This is a genomic window from Azospirillum palustre, assembly GCF_002573965.1.
Classification (GTDB): Bacteria; Pseudomonadota; Alphaproteobacteria; order Azospirillales; family Azospirillaceae; genus Azospirillum; species Azospirillum palustre.
The window spans coordinates 123371-144653 of record NZ_PDKW01000039.1; the positions used below are offsets into that span (position 1 = coordinate 123371).

Consider the following 21283-nt stretch of genomic DNA (forward strand, 5'->3'; position numbering starts at 1 on the left):
GGGATTCTTGGACATGGCATCGATTTGCAAGGCGGTAATAGGCGCGACATTCATCAGCTTGATAATGGTTGAATTATTGTCTCCGAGAATATCCCTTGCCAGGGGAGGTGGCGGGCATGGAGGGAGCGTTTCCGTCCACGGCTATACTCGTGGCAATGGAACGTATGTCGCACCGCACATGAGATCCGCTCCCAATGGTACCGCACTAGACAATTGGTCAACGCAAGGTAACATTAACCCGTATACAGGCGAACCGGGCCACAAGAAGCCGAATGGAAATGTTAGCACAGTAGATCCATCTTACGGAGATTCTATAGGTATCATCCCTCACATTTCAAATGTGCAAGCACCACCATATGTGCCGATTACAACCTGCATAGGAGGTGATCAGAACAAGGTGAGTGTTCGTGGAGAGGTCCTTCGTGAACTCCATAAGAACCAAATTGGTCAAAATATATACGCATATTTGCTGATATTGAAGACAAGTATCTGCCTTTATGCGTCGGATAATTACAATAATACGGTACAAAAGCAGAATCAAATAAGCATCCAATTGGTTGGGAGATTTGATTCTCGATTCAGAGAATATTTAATTGAGAAGGATGTAATTGTAACTGGCTCTCTGAAGACAGCAAACTCACCGCTTCATTTTACAGAAGTTGTAATTGATGTCGAGACGCTCACTGTATACGACAAAGCTGGTATACCCCAGGCTTCTGCATCTGCACCTATCCCGATCATACCCCCAGTTGCCGCTCCGTCCCCGGCTATAGTAGCATCGCCTACTTCAGCACCAATCCAAGCTCCTGTCCCCCAATCGACCGGCCATTCGGCGCGGAAATTCAATTGTAAGAAAGCAACCCTGCCTGTTGATTTTGTAATTTGTTCAGATCCCGCACTGATCGCACTCGTTGACGATCTGCAAAGCGCGTGGGAAGAGCTTCGCAGCAGTACCTCCTCTGCCCGATGGCCAGATGCCCTTGCTGCTCAACGTGCATGGATCAAAACATATCCGTTAACGTGTGGCGTTCCTGAAAAAGGAAAGCCCGCCTTGGAAATAATTGAGGCAACGAAGCCGTGCGTAGCGGCTTATATTTCTGATCGCATAAGGTTGCTAAATAAAGACGGTGTTAAGGGTCTTTTGGCTGGCGTGGATGCGGGTTTTCTTGACTGATAATGGCGCGGAACACTTTTTATATTCTATTATGCGCCATCATTCGCGGATGGCGCAATCAGGCTCCTTCGAGCGCTGGCCGCAGCGGCTGTCCGGTTCCCATTTAGATGTTTCAGGTCAGGTGGCAGGGCGGAGGACCGGCCATAGCCGCCGGGTGCGCCAGGAGACCGGTAAGGGTACAAAAATGGGAAATTGTACCCTAGTTATCGGTCAAGCGGCATCGGCTTGCCATGAAATCCACAAAGGCGCGTACGCGTGCAGGCAGGGGACTTGGACCTCCGAGATAGACAGCGTGGATGTCTTCGCTGCTGCCTGGATGCACATCCTCCAGCACCGGCATCAGCGCACCAGAAGCGATGTCGGCGTCCACCTGGAAGCGTGCCAGTCGCGCCAACCCGATGCCGCCCAGCGCGAGCAGGCGCGCGGCCTCCCCGTCGCTCGCTCGTGCGATGATGGGCGGCATGTGTTCTTGGATCTCGTTGTCGGTCCGGAAGGGCCAGCCGCCGATGGTCCGCGGGAAGGTCCAACCGATTCCCTTGTGCCGGGCAAGCTCGGCCGGGTGTCCCGGCGTCCCATGCCGCTCCAGGTAGGCAGGGGAGGCGACCACAACCATGCGGGTGCTCCCCAGCTTGCGGATCATCAGGCTGGAATGGCGCAGCGGCCCAGTCCGGATCGCGACATCGGCCTGCTCTTCCATCAGGTCGACCACCGCATCCGACAGCACGAGGTCGATGGTGACACCGGGATGGGCGGCCAGGAAATCGGGCACCAGCGGTATCAGGTAGCGCATGCCGAAGGGGACGTTACTATTGACGCGCAGGTGTCCACGCGGCGTTGCACCGGCCGAGGCTTCCCGCTCGGCCTCCTCCATCTCTCCCAGGATCCGCACTGCGCGGGCATAGAACGCCTGACCTTCCGGCGTCAGGCTAAGGCGGCGCGTCGACCGGTGGAGCAGCCGCGTGTCCAGTCGTGTCTCCAGCCGCATGATGAGCTTGCTGACGCCCGATGGCGTGAGGCCGCAGGCACGGGCCGCCGCCGTGAACCCGCCGAGATCGACGACCCGCGCGAAGACCTCCATCTCGGCCGCCCGGTTGACATCCATCCGCGTCACGACGATGACCCCGCGTCACAAGTCCTGAGACCAGAGGCAGCCTAATTCACAGCTGCTCCGTCGGCTATATCCTTGGCAGGCGGCCGCCCCCAACACCCGCCATAATTGGCGCGACCGCGACAGCCTCGATCAGGGAAGGATAAGACATGGAGTACCGGACACTCGGCGCCTCGGGCCTCAAGGTGCCCGCGCTCAGCTTCGGGACGGGCACCTTCGGCGGCAAGGGACCGCTGTTTTCGGCTTGGGGGAACAGCGACGTCGATGACGCCCGTCGGCTGATCGACATCTGCCTTGAAGCTGGCGTCACGCTCTTCGACACCGCCGATGTTTATTCCGACGGCGGCTCGGAAGAGGTGCTCGGCGCTGCCATCCGTGGGCGCCGCGACAAGGTGCTGATTTCGACCAAGACCGGGTTGCCCATGGGCGACGGGCCGAACGACGCGGGCGTCTCCCGTCATCGGCTGATCGGCGCCGTGGAGGCGGCGCTCCAGCGGCTCGGGACGGATTACATCGACCTGCTCCAGCTGCACGCCTTCGACGCCTTCACCCCGGTGGAGGAGGTTCTGCACACGCTGGACACGCTCGTCCGTGCCGGGAAGGTGCGTTACATCGGCGCCTCGAACTTCGCGGGCTGGCAGCTGATGAAGTCGCTCGCCATCGCCGACCGCCATGGCTGGCCGCGCCATGTCGTGCATCAGGTCTATTATTCGCTGACCGGGCGCGACTATGAATGGGAGCTGATGCCGCTTGGCCTCGACCAGAAGGTCGGCGCGCTGGTCTGGAGCCCGCTCGGCTGGGGCAGGCTGACCGGCAAAATCCGCCGTGGCCAGCCGATCCCGCAGGGCAGCCGCCTCCACGACACCGCCCAGTGGGGGCCGCCCGTCGACGAGGAGCGCCTCTACCGCATCGTCGACGCGCTCGACGCCGTGGCGGCCGAAACCGGGCGCAGCGTTCCCCAGGTCGCCATCGCCTGGCTGCTCGCGCGGCCGACCGTCTCCTCGGTGATCGTCGGCGCCCGCAACGAGGCGCAACTGCGGGACAATCTGGGTGCCGTCGGCTGGACGCTCGAGCCCGGGCAGATCACTCGTCTCGACGCGGCCAGCGACGTGATGCCCGCCTATCCCTATTACCCGTACCGCACGCAGGAAGGCTTCGCCCGGCTCAATCCGATGCCCATCTAAGGTAATGGGATGCTCCTGGCGGCGTATTCCGTCGGAACGGTAACGACAAGCACAGACCCCGCGATGCGCGTCCAGTGCGGATGCTCTCCAGCCGCCAACAGCAGCGCACCTGTGGTCACCGAAGCCCGCAGTCCAATCACGGCGATCAACCGGTGCTTGCTGTACCGACGACCAATCCGAGGATTTGCTCGCAAGGAATGTGCTGCATCCCTGTTGAGGTTGGGGCGCCCTCGCCAACCGCCTTTACCGAAAACAGTCGTCAGGAGCACCCCCATGTCCAAAGAAGCATTGAAGGATCTACTCATCGAGGAACTTCAGGACGCATACAGTTCCGAAACCCAGATCCTTGAGGCGCTGCCCGCGATGGCGGACGCGGCGTCATCTCCTCAGCTGAAGCAGGCATTTCAGACCCACCTCAAGGAGACAGATGGGCAGGTGAAGCGTCTGGAACAGATCTTCCAGATCCTCCAGGCCGACCCCGCGGGCAACACCTGCGAAGCCACCCAGGGGCTGATCGAGGAGGCCGAGGAGATCATGGAGCAGGGGCTCTCGCCGGAGGTTCTCGATGTCGCCCTGATCATGGCCGCACAGAAGGTCGAACATTACGAGATCGCCAGCTATGGCTCCCTCAGGACGCTGGCGGAGACGTGCGGGATGACGGATGTCGCCAAGCTGCTTGATGAGACCCTCAGCGAGGAAAAGGCGACGGATGAGAAGCTGACCCAGCTTGCCGAGGGCGAGGTCAATCAGCGCGCCTTCAAGGCGGCGTGACCGGTCGGCGGCGGCCGTGCTGATGCGCGGTCGCCGCTTGCCACCATGGTGCCCCCGCTCAGCGCAGGACGGCGAAAGGGTGCGCGCGTAGCCCATCGGCCTGTCTCGCGGTGGACGGATGACCGTAACCCGTGCGCTTGCTGATGTGCCCGGCCCCGCAGGCGTCTTCCTGTCGATGTCCTGCGATTGTCCAGCGACGTGACGACGCCAGGGGTAACTTGGACCGAGGCCTCGGTCTTGGAACAGGCCGCAACGATGCCATGCTGTCTTGACCGGACGGTAGGCCTTTCCGAAATCTGCATGCATAGCAAACCCGGAACACGGGCAACCATGTACGCGCTCCACCTCAATGAACAGGAGCTTCGTCGACACAAGCTCCGAAACGTAATGCAGTCCATCCTGCTGGTTGGGAGCCTGACCCTGCTTGCCGCGACCATCGGCTGGCTGCTCTTCGGACCGGCAGGGATCCTGTGGGTTATCCTCCTCATCGGAATGGCGCTGGCGTTCAGCCCATCCATTTCGCCTCAAGTCATCCTGAGGCTCTACGGAGCCCGCCGTCTTCGTCGATCCGAGCTTCCACAGGTCCAGGAGAGCCTCGCCGTATTGGCCCAGCAGGCTGGGCTGCCCAGCATCCCCGAATTGCATTACCTCGCGACGCCGGTGCCGAATGCGTTCGCCGTAGGCTCCGCGAGCAGCAGCGCCATCGTCCTGACGGATGGCCTCCTGAGGGTCATGAACCTGCGCGAACTCGTCGGCGTCCTGGCCCACGAGGTCAGCCATGTCCGGAACCATGACCTGTTCATCATGGGGCTGGCTGACATCATCAGCCGGGTCACGGGAGCCATGGCGACCACCGGCATCATCCTGCTGTTCTTCAGCCTGCCGTTGATGCTGGTGGAGCAGGAGGGATTTCCCTGGTTGCTGATCGCCCTGCTTCTTGGGGCACCCACCGTCAACACGCTCATCCAACTCACTCTGTCGCGAACGCGGGAGTTCGACGCCGACCTGGACGCGGCTGCGATCACCGGGGACCCTGCGGGCCTGGCCTCCGCCCTGGCCAAGCTCCAGCGGTACGATCTGGGCTTCTGGGAGCGCATGCTGTTCCCTGGTCGGAGGAATCCCCACCCGTCCGTGCTGCGCACCCATCCGGCTACCGAAGAGCGTATCGAGCGCCTTCTCTCGCTTCAACAGGTCGCATCCCTACAACCGGCTAATGAGGCACGGTCGATCACGCTTCCTGGTCACCTTGCGCCGCCCACCCATCGGCCGCGCTGGCGTGCGTCCGGGCTTTGGCATTGACCGCCGTCCTTTTCGTCTTCGCGCCATAAACCGAACAGCGCGGTCTTGTGCGGCCATGGCGCCGGGCTCAGGTGTGAACTGCTGGAACCCTGAAAGGATTCAGCCTTCGTCATGATCGACCTGCACCGGTCCGGCCCCTGCTGCCAGCACCCATTGGGGTGCGAGACGACGCGGGCGCAGAGACCGTGCTGACGTGGCTTCCAGATTTCGCGGCCTTTATCGAAACGCATGCGGACTGGGCTGGCGTCATCATCTTCCTGATGGCGTTCGCGGAGGGGCTGCCGCAGTTCCGCGAGCGGAGATCGGGCGTGATCATCAACGTCACGTCCGCCGTGACCGTCAAGCCATTGCACCTGTTGTCGGTCTACACGGCCAGCAAGGCGGCGGTAAACGCCTTCACCGAATCGCTGGCGCTGGAGTTGGAGCCTTTCGACGTGCGTGCGCACCTGGTGCTTCCGGGGCGGGCGCCGGAGACGTCGTTCGGCGAAAGCGCCCGTTCCCGCATCCTCATCCCCGAGCCGTATGCGCCTTTGGCGCAGAGCGTCTTCGTAGCTTGGCAACAGTCCACCACTGTCACTCGGGGACTCGACGTCGCGGAAGCGGTGTGGCGCGTAGCGAACGATCCATCCTGTCCGATGAGTCTTGCGGCCGGTGCGGATGCCGTGGCGCTCACTTCGCCAGCATGACCGTTTTCGCAAGTGCAGCTAGCCCGACGGTCGGGAATCCAGCACAATCCCGGCATGAGCGGGCAAGCCATCGCGTCATCGACGGAGTCCCTGGCCGGGCTGGTGGAGCGCGTGACCTTCCACAGCGCCGAGACCAGCTTCTGCGTGCTCCGGGTGAAGGTCCGCGGACATCGGGACTTGGTTGTCGTCGTTGGCCATGCGGCGATGATCTCGGCCGGGGAGTGGATCCAGGCGAGCGGTAGCTGGTTCAACGATCGCACCCACGGCCTCCAGTTCAAGACCACCTTCCTGAAGGCAACCCAGCCGACCACGCTCGAGGGCATCGAGAGATACCTGGGCTCCGGCATGATCAAGGGCATCGGTCCCGTCTACGCCAAGAAGCTGGTGAAGGCGTTCGGCGAGGCCGTGTTCGACGTCATCGAGGCCGAACCCGGTCGCCTGCGCGAGGTCACGGGCATCGGGCCCAGGCGGGCCGACCGCATCGTCAAAGGATGGGCCGACCAGCGGGCGATCAGGGAGATCATGCTGTTCCTGCACGCCAACGGCGTCGGGACCTCCAGGGCCGTCCGCATCTACAAGACCTACGGGCAGGAGGCCATCCAACTCATCACCGAAAACCCATACCGGCTGGCCAGGGACATCCGCGGGATCGGCTTCAAGACCGCTGATGCCATCGCGGCCAAGCTGGGCATCGAGAAGACGGCCATGGTCCGCGTCCGGGCGGGAATCGGCTATGCCCTGGCCGAGGCGATGGACGAGGGGCACTGCGGCCTGCCGGTGGAGGAACTGGAGAAGCTGGCCAGCGAACTCCTGGAAGTCAGCACCGATCTGGTGGCCGAGGCGCTGGCGGACGAGCTTCGTGACGGCACCGTCATAGCCGACCAGCTGGAGGGCAGGGACTGCGTCTTCCTGGCCGGGCTGTACCGGGCCGAGCAGGCCATCGCCGTCCGGCTGCGAAGGCTTGCGGCCGGGACGCTGCCCTGGCCCGCCATCGACATGGAGAAGGCGCTGGAGTGGGTGGCAGGGAAGACCGGACTGACGCTGGCGCCGAGCCAGCGGGAAGCTGTCCGGCTTGCCCTAGCTTCCAAGGTCATGGTCATCACCGGCGGCCCGGGCGTTGGCAAGACGACCTTGGTCAACTCCATCCTGAAGATCCTGGCCGCCAAGCACATCCGGATCCTGCTGTGCGCCCCGACCGGCCGGGCGGCCAAGCGACTCTCGGAGAGCACCGGTATGGAGGCCAGGACCATCCACCGGATGCTCGCCTTCGATCCGGCTGCCGGAGGCTTCAAGCACAATGAGGAGAACCGGCTGGAATGCGATCTGCTCGTCGTCGACGAGACGTCCATGGTGGACGTGCCGCTGATGAACGCGCTGCTGAAGGCGACCCCCGACAGGTCGGCCCTGATCCTGGTCGGCGATGTCGACCAGTTGCCATCGGTGGGGCCGGGGCAGGTGCTGGCCGACGTGATCGCATCGGGCGCCGTGCCCGTGGTGCGCCTGACCGAGGTTTTCCGGCAGGCGGCGGCCAGCCGCATCATCGTCAACGCGCACCGCATCAACCAGGGGCAGATGCCGGATCTGACACCCGTAGAGGGCTCGGACTTCTACTTCGTCGAGGCGGCGGAGCCCGAGGACGGCGTTCGCAAGCTCATCGAAGTCGTTCGGAACCGCATTCCGAAGCGCTTTGGCCTGGACCCCGTGCGCGATGTCCAGGTGCTCTGTCCGATGAACCGCGGAGGCCTCGGCGCCCGGTCGCTGAACGTGGAACTCCAGGCGGTCCTGAACCCACCGGGCGATGTCCGGGTCGAGCGCTTCGGCTGGACCTACTGCGTCGGCGACAAGGTGATGCAGACCGAGAACGACCACGAGCGGGAGGTCTACAACGGGGACCTGGGAGTCATCACCGCGATGGATCCGGAGAACAGCGAACTGCTGATCGACTTCGACGGCCGGGAGGTCCCCTACGACTTCGGCGAACTGGACCGGGTGTCACTGGCCTACGCGACGACGATCCACAAGAGCCAGGGGTCCGAGTACCCAGCCGTCGTCATTCCGCTGGCGATGCAACATTGGACGATGCTCAGGCGCAATCTCGTCTACACCGGGGTCACCCGCGGGAAGAGGTTGGTCGTCATCGTGGGCCAAAGGAAGGCGATTGGAATGGCCGTGCGGGCACGGCAGGAGGGGCGCCGGTGGTCGAAGCTGAACGAATGGCTTCTGGAAAAATCGGCCTGACCGCTGCGGGAAGGTCTTCATCTTGCCCAAGGGTGGTACAGGCCTTGAACCCGTGAAAGCAAAGGGGGTGGCCGGTGCGCCAAGCGCGCACAACTCGAGAGTTGCCTAACCGTCAACGGTCCCTCTTTAGAGTCTATGATTTTACCGGTTTTCCCAAGATAATACATTGATATGAATGAAGAAAATTTACGCCGCGCCGCAGCATTCTGTTCTGCGGCCACCTTCCCCCCTGTCCAGCGAGCTTCAGTCACCGGCCCGACGAGGACTTCGTGCATCGGAATGTGTCGGGTTGCGGCCCAGTCGTCGATGCACAGACACGATCCTCCGGAGGAGGCTTTCCCAACGGGAGCAGAAGGTGGTCTCAGTCGAGCATGGTTGGAGTGCCCGGAGGTCGTCGCTGGTGGTCATCCAGTAGACCGGCATGGCGTAGCAGCATCGCCCAGACTTGATCATAGTCACCCCAGTTTGCCTTCTCAGGCGCTCGGCGCCACAAGCGAGCCACGCAATCCGGGCAGAGCGTTACGATTTCGAAAATTGACCACCAGTCCCGCCCATCCAGAGGATTGGGTCCGAACCATACTTGATCCGGGCGCCGACCGCAGCGTGCGCACCGGTCGACTCTGGGTCCGCCCCGGCATCGTGATGCCTTCTGTCGGCTGGGGAAGCTCATGGCGACGAGACCTCCTCGATCCAGGCGCTGGGCCATCCCGGACATCTCCTATTGGGCGTCCCAGCAGCGGCCGATAAATGCTGCTTTTCACAAGGTCCAGTGCCAAGCGCTCGTTTCCGGCCAAACGGACTGAGGCCTGATACACACCGGCCGGTCAGATCCGCATGCCGCTGACCAACGCGTCGATCTCCCTGCCGCCAACCGTCTCCCGATCGATCAACAGTTGGGCCACGGCATCCAGATCTTTGCGGCGAATGGTGATCAGGTCTTTGGCCTCGGCATAGGCGGTCGCCAACATAGCGGTGATGCGCCTGCCTAGGTCTGGGCGGGCAGTAAGCATCGCCGCCAATGCATCCGGTGTTGGCATGCCGCGCCAGAGCAGCCCATCTTCACCATCGTCAAGTCCATAGGCGTGTAGTGCCGAAACCGCCAGAGCAGTCGCCCGTGCCAAGTCACTGTCCGCGCTGCCACCCGCTCCAGCCGACACGTCGCCGAAGACCACCTCCTCGGCCGCACGACCGCCCAACAGCATTCGGAGCTCTCCGGCAATCTCCTTGCGTGTCATGAGACCCAGGTGCCTACGGTCGGACACGACACCACCTTGGGCATCTCCGGTTTCCCGGATCGAAGCGATGACCAAGGCGCCCGGACGCTCGACTGCCAGCACCAGTGCGTGCCCAGCCTCATGAATGGCGTAACGGTAGACCTCTTCGGTGGATCGGGCATGACGTGTCCCGCGGATCTCCTCCAGCAGGTCGTCTCCTGTCATTGCTCGGCTGCTATGACGGGCACGTCTCCGAGCACAGCGCACCCAGCGCTCGCAGTCAGCGCCGGTGCCGCCCAGGGCCAGCAACGCTGCGGCGGCAAGGTCGACGTTCGGAAGGTCACCACCAAGATGGTGCCGAAGGATCCTCTCCAGCGCTTCCTGGTTCGGTCGCGGAACAAGAATGGCTCGGTCAAGCCGCCCCGACCGGAGGATGGCTGGATCCATGCGATCCGGCGCGTTGCAGGCGCCGACCACGACAATGCCTTCACGTCCTCCGACACCGTCGAGCTCTTCAAGGAAGCCGTTTACGACCTGGGTGCTGTAATCCCTGTATTCATGCATGAAGGAAGCCCGATCACCGAACGAGTCGATCTCGTCGATGAACAGGATGCTCGGAGCCATGGCGCGCGCCTCGTTGAAGGTCGCACGCATCGCCTTGAGCATGTCGCCCAAGTGTCCAGCTGCCTGCCACAGGTACAAGGAACCGCAGATCAGCGGAACGCCACACGTCCCTGCCAGAGCCCTTGCGAAAGTCGTCTTGCCTGTGCCGGGTGGACCGAACAGCAGGGCGCCACGGTCGACTGTCGACCAAGCTAGACAACCGCGCCGGAATTCCGCGAGATCGCGCGCCAGCGCTGTTCCCCAGGCGACCGCCTCATCCATTCCATGCATCTGGTCCAGGGTCAGCTGAGGACGAAGATTGGCCTTGCGCTCGAGAAGCCGCAGCAAGCGAGCCGCATAGGCATCCGCGTTCCGGTCGGGGCGCCAAGCTAAACGCAGGTCCTCAATGGTGATCAAGCTGTGCAGTCGATCGGGGATCTCAACCGATGGACGACAGCCGGTCAGCATGCCGACCACCATGGTCAAAGCCTCTCTGTCCATCTGTGGGACAACGACACGAATTTCGGCGACCTGGATCAGGGCACGTGGAAGGTGTCGTTCGGGCGACTGGCTAAATCCTACGACCGAGCATCCTGCACCGAGAATCGCTGATACCCCCTCGTTCCCCACATCCGGCCGATGATGCTTCTCAGTACCGTCGCGGCTGTATGCCACCCAGCAGGAGCCCTCGAATGGCTCCCAACCGAATGACCGCTTTAAGGCATCACCGGTTGCGCCTCTGATTAGATCCGGCCAGACCAGTTCGCCCCAGACTATAGATATGAGATCAACCCACTCAGCCGCGGGAACCTCGACAATCACGGCCATGGGCTCGTTGGCCGCCAATATTTCCTTCTGCTGCGGTGCAGCGTCCAGCGCGCGGCGGAGGAGTTCGAAAGCCGCTGCCTCTGCTGGGTCGTCAGGCGTTTCGTCGCGGACCGCGGCATCCAAGCCTGAATCCATCACCGTGGGGCCATGGAGCTTCGTGGTGAATCCGCTGCTCATGTCGCTCGTTGGAGCCATGGAGTTGTCTTTCGAGCCGGTTGGAACGTTGGCAAGCTGGTCAGTTCAATTCCTCAAGGACTTCGATAAGCGCGCGGGGCACCGGCAGGAACTGCCCGCAGGACAGCGTCACCAGACGACGGGTTCCGTCCTCATACAGTTCGCTCAAGAGCTACGAACTGTCTGCCTGACCCTGATCCCTCCCCCATGTCGGCTTCGGGATAATGTTCCTGCTTTGTTCCATCAGCAACCAAGTTTTGGAAAGTGCTGCCGAGCAACGGTACGGCTTCAGCCGCCTGCCAAGCCAAGTTTTCGGCTTTTTCGCCGAACAGGGTGCCGCGAAATTCCTGAGCCTCCGCTTTGTGGCGGCTGTTCAAGGCGAGTGCCTACCTTGGCTCTATAACCAGCATGCTGAACCGGGCGACCAGGGCGAACATCTGGCAGAAACCGGTTCTGGCGTTCATCTCAACGCGCTCGGCGTATCGGTCACGGCGGGCGTCTGAAACACGCTGTTCGGCTAGACGCTGCTGCCGGTGATCGCCGCTGCCACGATGGCGTTCAACTCAGTATCCGTGGTTGGCAACGCCCTGCGGCTGCGCAGAACCCGCCTGTGACCCAAATCGAGAGTGGGCGCTATTCGAGTTCAGGATCTTCGGATAGGGCACGTCGGACGCCTTCTCCGCCTGACTTGCTGTGGGTAAGAAACAGAACACCGCCCTTGATAAGGGCATGGCCAAGGGCTTCAAGAGTTGAAGCGCGCGGGTTTACCGCCTCGTCTTCGATGAGTTGGAGCGTTTTGCTCGAAACACTGGCCCTGGACGCGAGTTCGGTCCGAGACCATCCGAGCAACCCGCGCCCGGCCCGGATCTGGCTAGCGCTCGGCAACATGCGCCTAAAGATTCCCAGTTGTGACTGAATGTCCAACGGAAGATGCAGGCACACCAAATAGGTTCTCCCAAAAGAACTAATCTTCTTATATAAGAAGATTCATGCTTGCTTGAGCCTGTTTCGAAGCGGTACATAGGTTTGTCGCGGAGAGAAGGCATGCGACTCGGCACCGGCGTCCACCAATTGATGGGGGTGATGTTGGGAAGCTCTCGGTACAGCAAGTACATTCAGAGCCCGGCGTGGTCGACCAACCCAGCCCGGTTAGCCGAGCTCAGGCTGTCTGGTGGCCGTTGTCGGCTCTGTAACCGGCGAGAAAGATTGACGGTGCACCACCGGACGTACGTTCGACTTGGACAGGAGAGTGTTTCTGACCTCACGACGCTCTGCTACGACTGTCATGAGATGGTTACGGCAGAGCTACGCAAGAGGAAATATTCGAGAAAGAGACTGCCGCCCATCATTCCTGTCGGCGCTCCCATGGAGCGTCAGCTGATCGACAGCACCTCTGGATGGCGCCATGTTGTTCTCTGAAACCTTGCGTTTCCGCCTTTGCGGAGTTGCGCCGCTGTTGATGCGCAACAGTCGCCTTGTCGATCCTCTGGACGACTACTCACGCGAGATCTCGGCTATCGCGGGAAAGCGACACAAGACGATCAGCGACCATGAACGCTTGGCCCAAGTCGAATGGCACGGCAGTGTCTGGGTGGATGATGGGCGACCGTGTATCCCCGCGCATGTCATCGAGGGGATGATCGCTGCCGCGGCCCGCACCCGGAAGCGCGGTGGGCACGCCCGGTCAGGCCTCATCTGCACGGCCAATGCGCCGCTCGTTTACGAAGGGCCAAGCACGCTGGACGATCTCTGGAAAGATCCCAGGTTCCAGTTGCGCATGCCCGTTCGGACGCCAAAAGGGCGTGTAATGCGTACTCGACCGGCGTTTCCGAATTGGCAAGCGATTATAGAAATCAAATTCCTTCCCTCAGTTGTTGACACGAATTCTGTTGAAGAGTGGCTGAAATTAGGAGGCGATCTCCTCGGTATTGGAGATTTCCGCCCCCGCTATGGCCGGTTTTCTGTAGAGGCCGTGGCGAATACAGAAATTGTAAGCTCGGATCCGGCAGGGCGTGTTCTGGCATGTCAAGCCTCGGCGAGGCAGGGCTCGGCTATCTCAGAGGGGGAGGTGCCTGTCACCTCCCCCTCTTGCCGCCCTCAGGTGAAAAACACCAAAGCCTTACCAGAGCATGTGCAGCAGAAAGAAACCACGCCTCAAGAACAATCCTGACTTGATCGGGTTCTGAACCCTTGTCGTAGATCAGCAGGCTGTCGGAGGTCGTGCCCAACACGCACGCGATCATGACCAAGGTTTCTAAGTCTGGAGCATGGACATCTTGAAGCAATTAGTCGCGCGTAGGATGCGGGATGCTTAAAAAATTCCGGGCTGTATATCTGTGATGCCCTCCTCACAACATGCAGCTTTCGGTTTGTATAGGTTCGGATGGCGAGTTTTCGGAGTTGTCGAAAATTGGGTTAACTTCCCGATACCTTGAGGCTGCAACAGCACGGTCGCTGAAGAGCCAATTTTGCGGCCCGCTTAGCGCCGTCCCTCGGTGTCCGTCAGGATCAGATAACCGGCAGCAGTTTATTCTCGACCATTTCCATCGGATGCTCTCCTGTCGACATGTTGAGCGGGACATCAGAGGTCCGGGCGGCAGCCGACGGGCAGGACATGGCCGAGCTTGGTCAGCATTTCCACCAGGGTTCCGTCGGCGGAGGTGCGCAGGAGCCTCCCCGGTATGGATGGCGCGCCATCATGCATTCGATATGGTCTCAGGCGTTAGCTTCATTCCTGCCGGTGACCGGCTCGTCACCCGCAAATGCGAGAACTCTAGCATGCTTACTGCACTGTCAACGCTTTTTACGAACAGATGCACATCTTTAAGTCTACATTTTTGTTGTGATGATATGCTTGATAGGTGTACCTCGGCCGGGCGATAATACTCCATGCGCGCATTGCGCGCTGGAGGGAATGCGCCGCTAAGGGGGCTGACTTGAAGTACACGGATTTGTCGCACGAGCAATTGGTCAACTTACTCGTGAAACGCGATGCACAGAGCAAGCTCGGGTTGGTTTGGGAGCGCAGGGACCATCTGCCGGACTCCGCCATGAACGCTGACTTCGTGACGATGAACCTCGCCGATTCTGATAGTTGTGCTGGAGGCGCGCCATACCGGAACCTGATCATTGAAGGGGACAATTACGACGCCCTTCGCTGGCTGAGGATGACCCACACCGGCCGGATCAAGGTCATCTACATCGACCCCCCGTACAACACCGGCAACAAGGATTGGGTCTACAACGATGACTTCGGCTGCCCCGATGACCGGTACCCGCAATCGACCTGGCTGGAGTGGCTTTACCAGCGTCTAATGCTGGCTCGTGACCTTCTGACCGAGGACGGTGTCGTTCTCGTCTCTATCAGCGACGATAACCGGTCGAAGCTGGATCTGCTGATGGAAGAGGTCTTCCCCGGAATGCGCAAGGGGAGCTTCGTTTGGCGCTCACGCATCGGCGGGAACGATGCCGGAGATTGCTATTTCTCGGTCAACCACGAGCACGTCCTAGTTTACGGCGGTCCGAAGTTCCGCTTCGGGGGCAACCGGAAGGCACTCGCGCATTATTCCAATTCGGACAACGACCCGCGAGGCGACTGGTTCGCCGACAACCTGACGGTCTCCGTCAAGTACACCGATAAGCGCGCGGGCAACGCTTACTATCCACTTCACGATCCCAAGACGGGCATCTGGTATCCCTGCAATCCGAACGGTGTCTGGCGTTTCGGGAGTAAGCATTTCCTGAAGAAGGGGCAGAAGCTCAAGAAGGCGTCGATGGAGGATCTGATTGCCGATAACAAGGTGATCTTTCCCGTTGGTGAGCGCACAGCCGTCTGGAATACGATGGACGAACTTCTCGACGCCATCGACCGTCGTGACGTGCCGTTCCGTGGGGGTGTCCCGGTACTCCGTCAGGGATTGCCAAACCTTGAATTCTGGGTCGGCAAAACTGTCGGCTGGGGCAGCCCCAAATACCGGCGCCACAAGTCCGAGCTCAAGTCGGAGTTCAGCCCAGTCTCCAGCTGGGTTCGCACGAAGGTGGATGAGCACGGTGCTGAAGTCGGTTTGATCGAATTGTCCTCGCTCATGGGCGAAGAGGGAACGACGCTCCTGAACAAGATGTTCGGCGAGAAGGTGTTCGATTATCCAAAACCGCTGTCGTTGATGACCGACCTGCTGAAGCAGGTGGCATCCGACGGGGACATCGTGCTCGACTTCTTCGCCGGGTCGGGTACGACCGGCCATGCTTTATTGGCTCTAAACGCTGAGGATGGTGACGACCGTCGGTTCATCCTGGTCTCCTCGCGCGAGAAAACTGGTGAAGACCCCAATCGAAACCTTTGCCGCGATGTCTGCGCTGCCCGGATCCGGAAGGTCATCGGGGGCTTCAACGGCACCGAGGGACTCGGCGGAGACTTCGCGTACCTGCGAGCCGAGCGAATCGCCTTAGAGGACATTGCTTACGATTTCACCCCGGAACAGATCTGGGTTTCCATCCTGGCGATGCATGACCTGCCCATCGTGCCGCTCGACACGGGCAGGGTGGTCAACGCTGCCATCACCGACGACCGGGTGGCGGTTGCCTACTGTAATAAGTTCACCCAAGAGGCCGAGGATATGTTGCGCCGCCTCGCGGCCGACCACAGCGTCTTTGTCTACACCTGGACGCCAGGCCTCGTCGTAGATGCGTTCCGTGGCAGCAACAGCATCGAAGTCCGAGCGGTGCCGGACGAGTTCATGAAGAGGTTCCACGCATGACCGCCGAAGCCGCTATCGCCTCCCTTGTCGGAGGACCGTCCCTGCTGCCGCTCCGGAAATTTCAGACGAAAGCGTCGGATACCATTTTGAACGTCGTGCGCGACACCGCAGCGAAAATGGAGGCTGCTCGCGACCGGCGCCGGGACATCGCCAAGGCGCAGGGTGTCACCCTTCTGCGGGCGCCAACAGGCAGCGGGAAGACCCTCACTGTCGGCCGGACCCTGGAACGCATGGTAGGCGGGCTGCCCCGAAAGACTTGCTGGTTCTGGTTCACACCGTATTCCGGCTTGGTCACGCAGACGCAAGACGCGTTGCGCTCGCAGTGCCGCAGCATTCGGATGCGTGACCTGAAGACCGACCGTCACCTCAAGGTAACCAAAGATGGCGATGTCTTCATTGCGACTTGGGCCAGCGTAGCATCCGCGAAGAAGGACGCGAAGAAGGCCCGGAGGAACCTGGAGACGCTGGCGGGCGTCGATCTGTTCATCGCCGCCCTCCGCGCCGATGGCTGGTACATCGGCGTGGTCATCGACGAGGCTCACCTCAACTTCGGTACCGGTGCGCGACGGGCGGCGGAGTTCTACCTCGACGTTCTCCAGCCGGACTTCACGATCCTTGCGACCGCGACGCCCCGGGACGAGGAGCTCGAGCGATTCGCGAAGATCGCACGCATCGGCACGCCGAATCGCGTAGAGGTCGGCCGGGAGGAGGTCGTTCGGGCTTGCCTCAACAAGCCTGGCGTCCGCGCGGTCCACTTCCGGGCCGAGGAGAAGGACAAGAACCTGTTCGACATGGAAGAGGTCGCCATCTACGCCGGATGGGAACGACACTTGGCCATCAAGCGCGCTTTAAAGGACGAGGGTGTCGATCTCACCCCGTTGCTGCTGATCCAGGTCGAGAACGACAAGGAGGGGGAGGACGACCGGGTCAAGCAGGTCGTCACCTTCCTGAAGACGCTGAAGGTTCCCGATTCGGCAATCGGTTGGCACACCTCGAGTGAGCCGGACCCTTACTTCCATACGTTGGCCTACGACGAAACCAAGGAAGTTCTGATCTTCAAAATGGCGGCCGCGACGGGCTTCGACGCCCCGCGCGCTTGGACGCTGGTGTCGCTGCGCAAATCGGTGGGCGAGGAGTTCGGCCTTCAGGTTCTTGGGCGCATTATGCGCGTCCACCCCCGGGTTCAGCACCTGCACGCCTTCGCGTCGGAACCGCCTCGTCTGCCGAACCATATCCTAGATCATGGCTACGTGTTCCTCGCCAACCCAGACCAGCAGGTTGCGATGACTGCGGCGGCCGAGGAACTCAAGACCATTCAGGACAGCATCGAAACGGTCACCGACAACGTCGTGGTTGTTGACTTCGGGTCGTCGAAGGCGGCCCTGTTCGATCCGCGGTCCGGCTTCGCGGAACTCCTGATTCCGCCCACACCGGCTTCAGGAGACAAAGGCGCCCAGGAAGCCGCAAGTGCCCACGAAGACGTTCATGAAGAGCCCGAGTCCACATCGGACCCCGAATCGTCGGGCAGACACGCCAAGGAAACGGTGCAACGCGCGGCGGCGCTCCGGGTCCAGTCGGCGCTCGACTTCATTCTCGAGGCTCCCGAGCCGTCCCTCGCTCGCAGCGCCGGGAAGGAGAGGCTGTCCAGCGCCGATCCTGGCACTTCGAGTTTCAAGGTGCATCGCTATCCTCTGCGGACTGACATCACGTTTCCCCGGCGCCTCTCGCGCGAGGTGAAACCGCGCACAATGGACGGGTTGGTGGCCTGCATCGCCGAGCGCATTCAGATCGACGATGCCGTCGTGAACCTTGTGAACCGTACCAAGGGCAAGGTGGTCGTGACCGAGGAGGAAGTCTTCGGCCACGAGGTGTTGGTCGGGACACAGAGCGTTCCCATTTCCAATGTCCGGATCGCTCAAGAAGCCCAGATGGCCTTCCGGTTCAATGATGGCATCGACGAGCGCGAACTCAGGCCTGCATTGGTCAATCGCCTCCGGCGTGAGCTCGATGACCGAGGGCAAGAGGTCGAGGAGAAGGACCTGCGCAGGGCGGTGAATCTCATCGCAATGACCCGGCCGTCTCTCCTCCACGACGCTTGCCGGTCCTGTCTCGCCAGCGTGGTCGAGATCCATCAGGACGTCGACATTCCCGATCACATCGAAGCAATGGGCACTCTGCAACGATCGGCAAAGTCCGTGTATGGGGTGTTTCCGTCGACTATGAACCGTGAGGAGCGGGCGTTCGCCGATTTGCTGGATGCTGACACGACCGGGACGGTCTTGTGGTGGCTGCGCAACGTTGAAAATACCCGCTGGGCGGTTTCCATCGTCCTGCCGAATGGACGGCTGCACTACCCGGACTTTGTCATCGGGGTGGATGCTCGGCGGAAGTCGGAGGACAACATCGCGCTGGCCGAGGTGAAGGACGATGGCAGGACTGGACGCTTGTTCAGCCGCGGGAACACCGACAAGGTTCGATCCGAGCACGCTCGCTACAAGTCCGCCCTGATGGTCTACAGGGACGAAGTTGGCGACTGGATTAAGGCCGTATACCGTGCCGACATTGAGCGGCTGGCCGATGGGGAGCGATTCAAAATCAGCGACCTCGTTTACACCCAGTGAGCGCATTACCCTTGAGATGCCTCCTCGAGGAGGCATCTCTTTCCGCTTATTCGACACGTGGCTTTGGGGTTGGTGACTCGGGCGCGGCGGCCGGGAGCGGTGGCGGTGCAGGCGGCTTCAATGATGGTGTGCAGGTTCTCGGCCATACGCTGGCGTTCACTCGTGCGCATCGGCAGGTCGGCTTCAATAAGGCTGCGTACGAAGGTGGCCTAGCGCTCGCGCAGGGTGCTCTGGCGACCGATCTGAAGTTCCAGGAGGCTTTTCATCATGGCGACCTCCCGGCTCGTGCGCTCGGTGACATTCTGGTACTCCGACATCGCTCTCTCCGTCGTGGATGGTGACGGTGGAAGCATGAAGCTGGGCGTCACATCCTGTGGGTTTGCGTTCAATGATTGGTTGCGCAAAATATCAACGAACCAAAAGCGCAGCGTGAAACGAACCCTTGGTGGCAAGAGCGCTCAGCGCGAGGGACGGGATGCATGAGGCGGCAAACGCACATATTAGGTATCAACGATCTTCCCGGCGGCAGGTCAGCCGATCCAGAATAAAGGAGGAAACGTAGGGAGGGCACTATGAGCAGGAAACGTCCAAACCAACTGCTGGTACGGTTGGGAGCTTGCCGACTGCTAGTCGAGATGGGACAACTGAGGGCTCTTGAAGTCTCAATGTCCCGTGCCCCGGTGTCGGAAGCAGCCGGTTCGAGCGATCCAGTAGTCCAGGAACTCGCCACACATCTACAGACCGCCCTTGCCGAGGGCAGAGAACATGAAGCCGTTCATGGGGCTGGCAGCTGGGTGAAGCCTGACCATCCGGTTAACCAAAAAGCAGACCGTTTGGTCGATTGGTTGAAGAAGGACAAGCTGTGCCCGAAATCTCAGCTGCCTTGCTGCCCTCCGGACTTAGATAGGACTCATCTCATTCCTAATGTAGGAAAGAGCGGCAGTGACCTCTTCAAGAGTTCTGTATCGGTCGGGCGTGACGGTCCCCTCGTTAGTCAGCAGGAACATTTCTTTAGGGAAGTTTCTGGAGAAAGATCGGAGCGGCACCCGCCAGCACTGTAAATCGTCGGCTGGATCTGTCATGCCTTCTGAGAAACCAGCGGCATAAAAGTTGTCTGGCAGCAAACGTGAGAAAGCGTCTGCTTCATTGCCGTGAAGCTGTTGATTGAGCCAAAGCTCATGATCATGAATTAGGGCTCCGGCCGCTTCAAATGGGGTGGGATAGGGGCCTAGCAGATTTCCCGACATGCCTCGGCAGAACCATGCCTCGCTGTCTCCTAGAAGTATGCTCCACCCGCGCCCGACTGTCGGTATTTCGAACGATGTGCCCATTCTTCAACTCCTTGCTGTGGGGGTGGGATGCTGCCCTTATACGCGTACAATGGCAAGGAGCTGTTGGCTCCTTTCTAGTGCAGCCGTGGACATGCAGGTGTGGACGACGGCTTGTGTCTTGCCTGCTGAGAAGGAATCCTTGAGTAAGGCCCTGGAAGGGGCTCCTCTACCAAGAGATCGCCGACATGCAACGAAAAATTTTGAATCCTTATGCCTTTAAGTCTGCGTCGATTATCGCCTACGGAGCGCTCGGCCCCTATGTGGAAAGCCCCGGCGATGAGTACGTGGCTGCCATGGGGGAGGCCTCGGGGATGCAACGTCTGGCGTCTGTGAAGTTGGCGCTAGAGGCCGACCCGGACAACATCGAGGCACTGGTTGCCAAAGCCGAGTACATCACCTCGGACAAGGAATGCAGGCTTGAGGTGCTGAAGCGCGCCGTTAAGGTCGGCAGCAGGCTTTGGACGCCGGTCGAGAAGGAATACGGCAGGGAAATGTCCTGGTGGGATTTCCCGGGCACGCGGCCGTACATGCGGGCGATCTACGCGTTGGGGCAGGCCTGCGAGGAAGCCGGTGACCTGGCGACGGCCCGGCATTGCTACGAGAGCCTGGTCCGCATGAACGAACGCGATCCGATGGGTGCGCGGTTCGCCATCGAACGGATGCCGGTCGTGCAGGGGACTTCGCCGCGAGCTTGATACTTGGCCGACGCTGACTGTTCGGCGTGACAACTCATTTCGAGGCCGCAGATTGTACCCCTTGTGGCGCCGAACGCTCCGGCGCCGTGTGCTGCGTTCCGCCCGACGGTCGCGAGCGCGTTCAAAACCCAGGAGTCTCATTAATTCTGTCGCGTTGTCTCACTATCTCTGTCGTTGTCTCATTAATCATGTCGCGGGACACCCATGCCGGCCTGTGGCCGAAAAGATACATCCGATATCGGAAATGTAATGGTGACAATGTTCCATTTGACCCCGCTGATTTCGTCTCCATAATCCTGATTGTCTCGATTGTTCGAGCGTTGTGCGCCAGATTATGGAGGATCCGATGCGCCAGACCGATGTGACCCGCAGTTCCGGCCTTTACACGGCAGCTCAGAGCGCCGTTCCGGCCGCCAACCGCGTCACCCGTGTCGCCCGCCGTCCCCTCTGGCGGTTGCTCGACGTGTTGTTTTCCGCGATGGAACGGCGCAAACAACGTCAGGCATTGATGGGGCTCGACGACTATCTGCTGAAGGACATCGGAATCAGCCGGTCCGAGGCGGAGCAGGAGGTGTCGAAGCCGTTCTGGCGGGGATGAGA

The 21283-nt window shown here is 60.9% G+C and carries 17 protein-coding genes; 14 read left to right on the forward strand and 3 right to left on the reverse strand.

Annotated elements, in window-relative coordinates; all coding sequences use genetic code 11:
* The first annotated feature begins 13 nt into the window (after positions 1 to 13).
* Positions 14 to 1174 (forward strand): hypothetical protein, encoded by a 1161-nt coding sequence (locus CRT60_RS36660; protein WP_204561731.1) that lies wholly within the window; start codon positions 14 to 16, stop codon positions 1172 to 1174.
* 199 nt (positions 1175 to 1373) lie between these two features.
* On the opposite strand, the gene CRT60_RS06760 is transcribed toward CRT60_RS36660, so the two are convergent.
* On the reverse strand, positions 1374 to 2276 hold the full coding sequence (locus CRT60_RS06760) for a LysR family transcriptional regulator (RefSeq protein WP_204561771.1): 903 nt from the start codon (positions 2274 to 2276) through the stop codon (positions 1374 to 1376).
* A gap of 155 nt (positions 2277 to 2431) precedes the next feature.
* Between CRT60_RS06760 and CRT60_RS06765 the strand changes: the two genes are divergently transcribed.
* The 5 genes from CRT60_RS06765 to recD2 all read left to right on the forward strand — a co-directional run bounded on the left by CRT60_RS06765 (position 2432) and on the right by recD2 (position 8460).
* Positions 2432 to 3466 carry an aldo/keto reductase gene (locus CRT60_RS06765; RefSeq protein ID WP_098735679.1) on the forward strand — a complete coding sequence of 345 codons (1035 nt, stop codon included), beginning with the start codon at positions 2432 to 2434 and terminating at the stop codon, positions 3464 to 3466.
* A 273-nt stretch (positions 3467 to 3739) separates the two neighbouring features.
* Positions 3740 to 4237 carry a YciE/YciF ferroxidase family protein gene (locus CRT60_RS06770; protein WP_098735680.1) on the forward strand — a complete coding sequence of 166 codons (498 nt, stop codon included), beginning with the start codon at positions 3740 to 3742 and terminating at the stop codon, positions 4235 to 4237.
* Positions 4238 to 4567: 330 nt separating this feature from the next.
* Positions 4568 to 5536, forward strand: coding sequence for a zinc metalloprotease HtpX (locus CRT60_RS06775; protein WP_161957993.1), 969 nt, complete (start codon positions 4568 to 4570; stop codon positions 5534 to 5536).
* A 185-nt stretch (positions 5537 to 5721) separates the two neighbouring features.
* Positions 5722 to 6222 carry an SDR family NAD(P)-dependent oxidoreductase gene (locus tag CRT60_RS06780; protein WP_244592322.1) on the forward strand — a complete coding sequence of 167 codons (501 nt, stop codon included), beginning with the start codon at positions 5722 to 5724 and terminating at the stop codon, positions 6220 to 6222.
* 54 nt (positions 6223 to 6276) lie between these two features.
* Positions 6277 to 8460 carry an SF1B family DNA helicase RecD2 gene (recD2, locus tag CRT60_RS06785; RefSeq protein ID WP_098735682.1) on the forward strand — a complete coding sequence of 728 codons (2184 nt, stop codon included), beginning with the start codon at positions 6277 to 6279 and terminating at the stop codon, positions 8458 to 8460.
* An 824-nt stretch (positions 8461 to 9284) separates the two neighbouring features.
* On the opposite strand, the gene CRT60_RS06790 is transcribed toward recD2, so the two are convergent.
* Positions 9285 to 11282 carry an AAA family ATPase gene (locus CRT60_RS06790; protein WP_161957994.1) on the reverse strand — a complete coding sequence of 666 codons (1998 nt, stop codon included), beginning with the start codon at positions 11280 to 11282 and terminating at the stop codon, positions 9285 to 9287.
* A gap of 221 nt (positions 11283 to 11503) precedes the next feature.
* Between CRT60_RS06790 and CRT60_RS37485 the strand changes: the two genes are divergently transcribed.
* From CRT60_RS37485 to CRT60_RS35555, 6 genes are all read left to right on the forward strand, one after another.
* Complete coding sequence (locus CRT60_RS37485; RefSeq protein ID WP_143273134.1) at positions 11504 to 11782, forward strand: hypothetical protein; 279 nt, start codon at positions 11504 to 11506, stop codon at positions 11780 to 11782.
* A 580-nt stretch (positions 11783 to 12362) separates the two neighbouring features.
* Positions 12363 to 12698 carry an HNH endonuclease gene (locus CRT60_RS37745; protein ID WP_425290403.1) on the forward strand — a complete coding sequence of 112 codons (336 nt, stop codon included), beginning with the start codon at positions 12363 to 12365 and terminating at the stop codon, positions 12696 to 12698.
* Positions 12685 to 13449 (forward strand): hypothetical protein, encoded by a 765-nt coding sequence (locus CRT60_RS35550; protein ID WP_143273137.1) that lies wholly within the window; start codon positions 12685 to 12687, stop codon positions 13447 to 13449. Before CRT60_RS37745 ends, CRT60_RS35550 begins: the two co-directional genes overlap by 14 nt.
* A 766-nt stretch (positions 13450 to 14215) precedes the next feature.
* Positions 14216 to 16036, forward strand: coding sequence for a site-specific DNA-methyltransferase (locus CRT60_RS06805; protein WP_143273140.1), 1821 nt, complete (start codon positions 14216 to 14218; stop codon positions 16034 to 16036).
* On the forward strand, positions 16033 to 18657 hold the full coding sequence (locus CRT60_RS06810) for a DEAD/DEAH box helicase family protein (RefSeq protein WP_098735685.1): 2625 nt from the start codon (positions 16033 to 16035) through the stop codon (positions 18655 to 18657). Before CRT60_RS06805 ends, CRT60_RS06810 begins: the two co-directional genes overlap by 4 nt.
* 267 nt (positions 18658 to 18924) lie before the next feature.
* Complete coding sequence (locus CRT60_RS35555) at positions 18925 to 19140, forward strand: hypothetical protein (protein ID WP_143273143.1); 216 nt, start codon at positions 18925 to 18927, stop codon at positions 19138 to 19140.
* Between the two features lie 416 nt (positions 19141 to 19556).
* On the opposite strand, the gene CRT60_RS35560 is transcribed toward CRT60_RS35555, so the two are convergent.
* A complete protein-coding gene (locus CRT60_RS35560; RefSeq protein WP_143273145.1) occupies positions 19557 to 19988 on the reverse strand; it encodes a hypothetical protein in 432 nt (143 codons plus the stop codon).
* Between the two features lie 185 nt (positions 19989 to 20173).
* On the opposite strand from CRT60_RS35560, the gene CRT60_RS06815 reads away from it, so the two are divergent.
* Both CRT60_RS06815 and CRT60_RS06820 read left to right on the forward strand, forming a co-directional pair.
* Complete coding sequence (locus tag CRT60_RS06815) at positions 20174 to 20683, forward strand: hypothetical protein (RefSeq protein ID WP_098735686.1); 510 nt, start codon at positions 20174 to 20176, stop codon at positions 20681 to 20683.
* A gap of 346 nt (positions 20684 to 21029) precedes the next feature.
* A complete protein-coding gene (locus CRT60_RS06820; protein WP_244592324.1) occupies positions 21030 to 21281 on the forward strand; it encodes a DUF1127 domain-containing protein in 252 nt (83 codons plus the stop codon).
* Positions 21282 to 21283 lie beyond the last annotated feature (2 nt).

Coding starts and splice junctions, on each gene's coding strand:
- CRT60_RS36660 (WP_204561731.1), top strand. CDS start 14: ATGGCATCGATTTGCAAGGCGGTAATAGGCGCGACATTCATCAGCTTG.
- CRT60_RS06760 (WP_204561771.1), bottom strand. CDS start 2,276: ATGGATGTCAACCGGGCGGCCGAGATGGAGGTCTTCGCGCGGGTCGTC.
- CRT60_RS06765 (WP_098735679.1), top strand. CDS start 2,432: ATGGAGTACCGGACACTCGGCGCCTCGGGCCTCAAGGTGCCCGCGCTC.
- CRT60_RS06770 (WP_098735680.1), top strand. CDS start 3,740: ATGTCCAAAGAAGCATTGAAGGATCTACTCATCGAGGAACTTCAGGAC.
- CRT60_RS06775 (WP_161957993.1), top strand. CDS start 4,568: ATGTACGCGCTCCACCTCAATGAACAGGAGCTTCGTCGACACAAGCTC.
- recD2 (WP_098735682.1), top strand. CDS start 6,277: ATGAGCGGGCAAGCCATCGCGTCATCGACGGAGTCCCTGGCCGGGCTG.
- CRT60_RS06790 (WP_161957994.1), bottom strand. CDS start 11,282: ATGAGCAGCGGATTCACCACGAAGCTCCATGGCCCCACGGTGATGGAT.
- CRT60_RS37485 (WP_143273134.1), top strand. CDS start 11,504: ATGTTCCTGCTTTGTTCCATCAGCAACCAAGTTTTGGAAAGTGCTGCC.
- CRT60_RS37745 (WP_425290403.1), top strand. CDS start 12,363: ATGTTGGGAAGCTCTCGGTACAGCAAGTACATTCAGAGCCCGGCGTGG.
- CRT60_RS35550 (WP_143273137.1), top strand. CDS start 12,685: ATGTTGTTCTCTGAAACCTTGCGTTTCCGCCTTTGCGGAGTTGCGCCG.
- CRT60_RS06810 (WP_098735685.1), top strand. CDS start 16,033: ATGACCGCCGAAGCCGCTATCGCCTCCCTTGTCGGAGGACCGTCCCTG.
- CRT60_RS35555 (WP_143273143.1), top strand. CDS start 18,925: ATGGCGACCTCCCGGCTCGTGCGCTCGGTGACATTCTGGTACTCCGAC.
- CRT60_RS35560 (WP_143273145.1), bottom strand. CDS start 19,988: ATGGGCACATCGTTCGAAATACCGACAGTCGGGCGCGGGTGGAGCATA.
- CRT60_RS06815 (WP_098735686.1), top strand. CDS start 20,174: ATGCAACGAAAAATTTTGAATCCTTATGCCTTTAAGTCTGCGTCGATT.
- CRT60_RS06820 (WP_244592324.1), top strand. CDS start 21,030: ATGCGCCAGACCGATGTGACCCGCAGTTCCGGCCTTTACACGGCAGCT.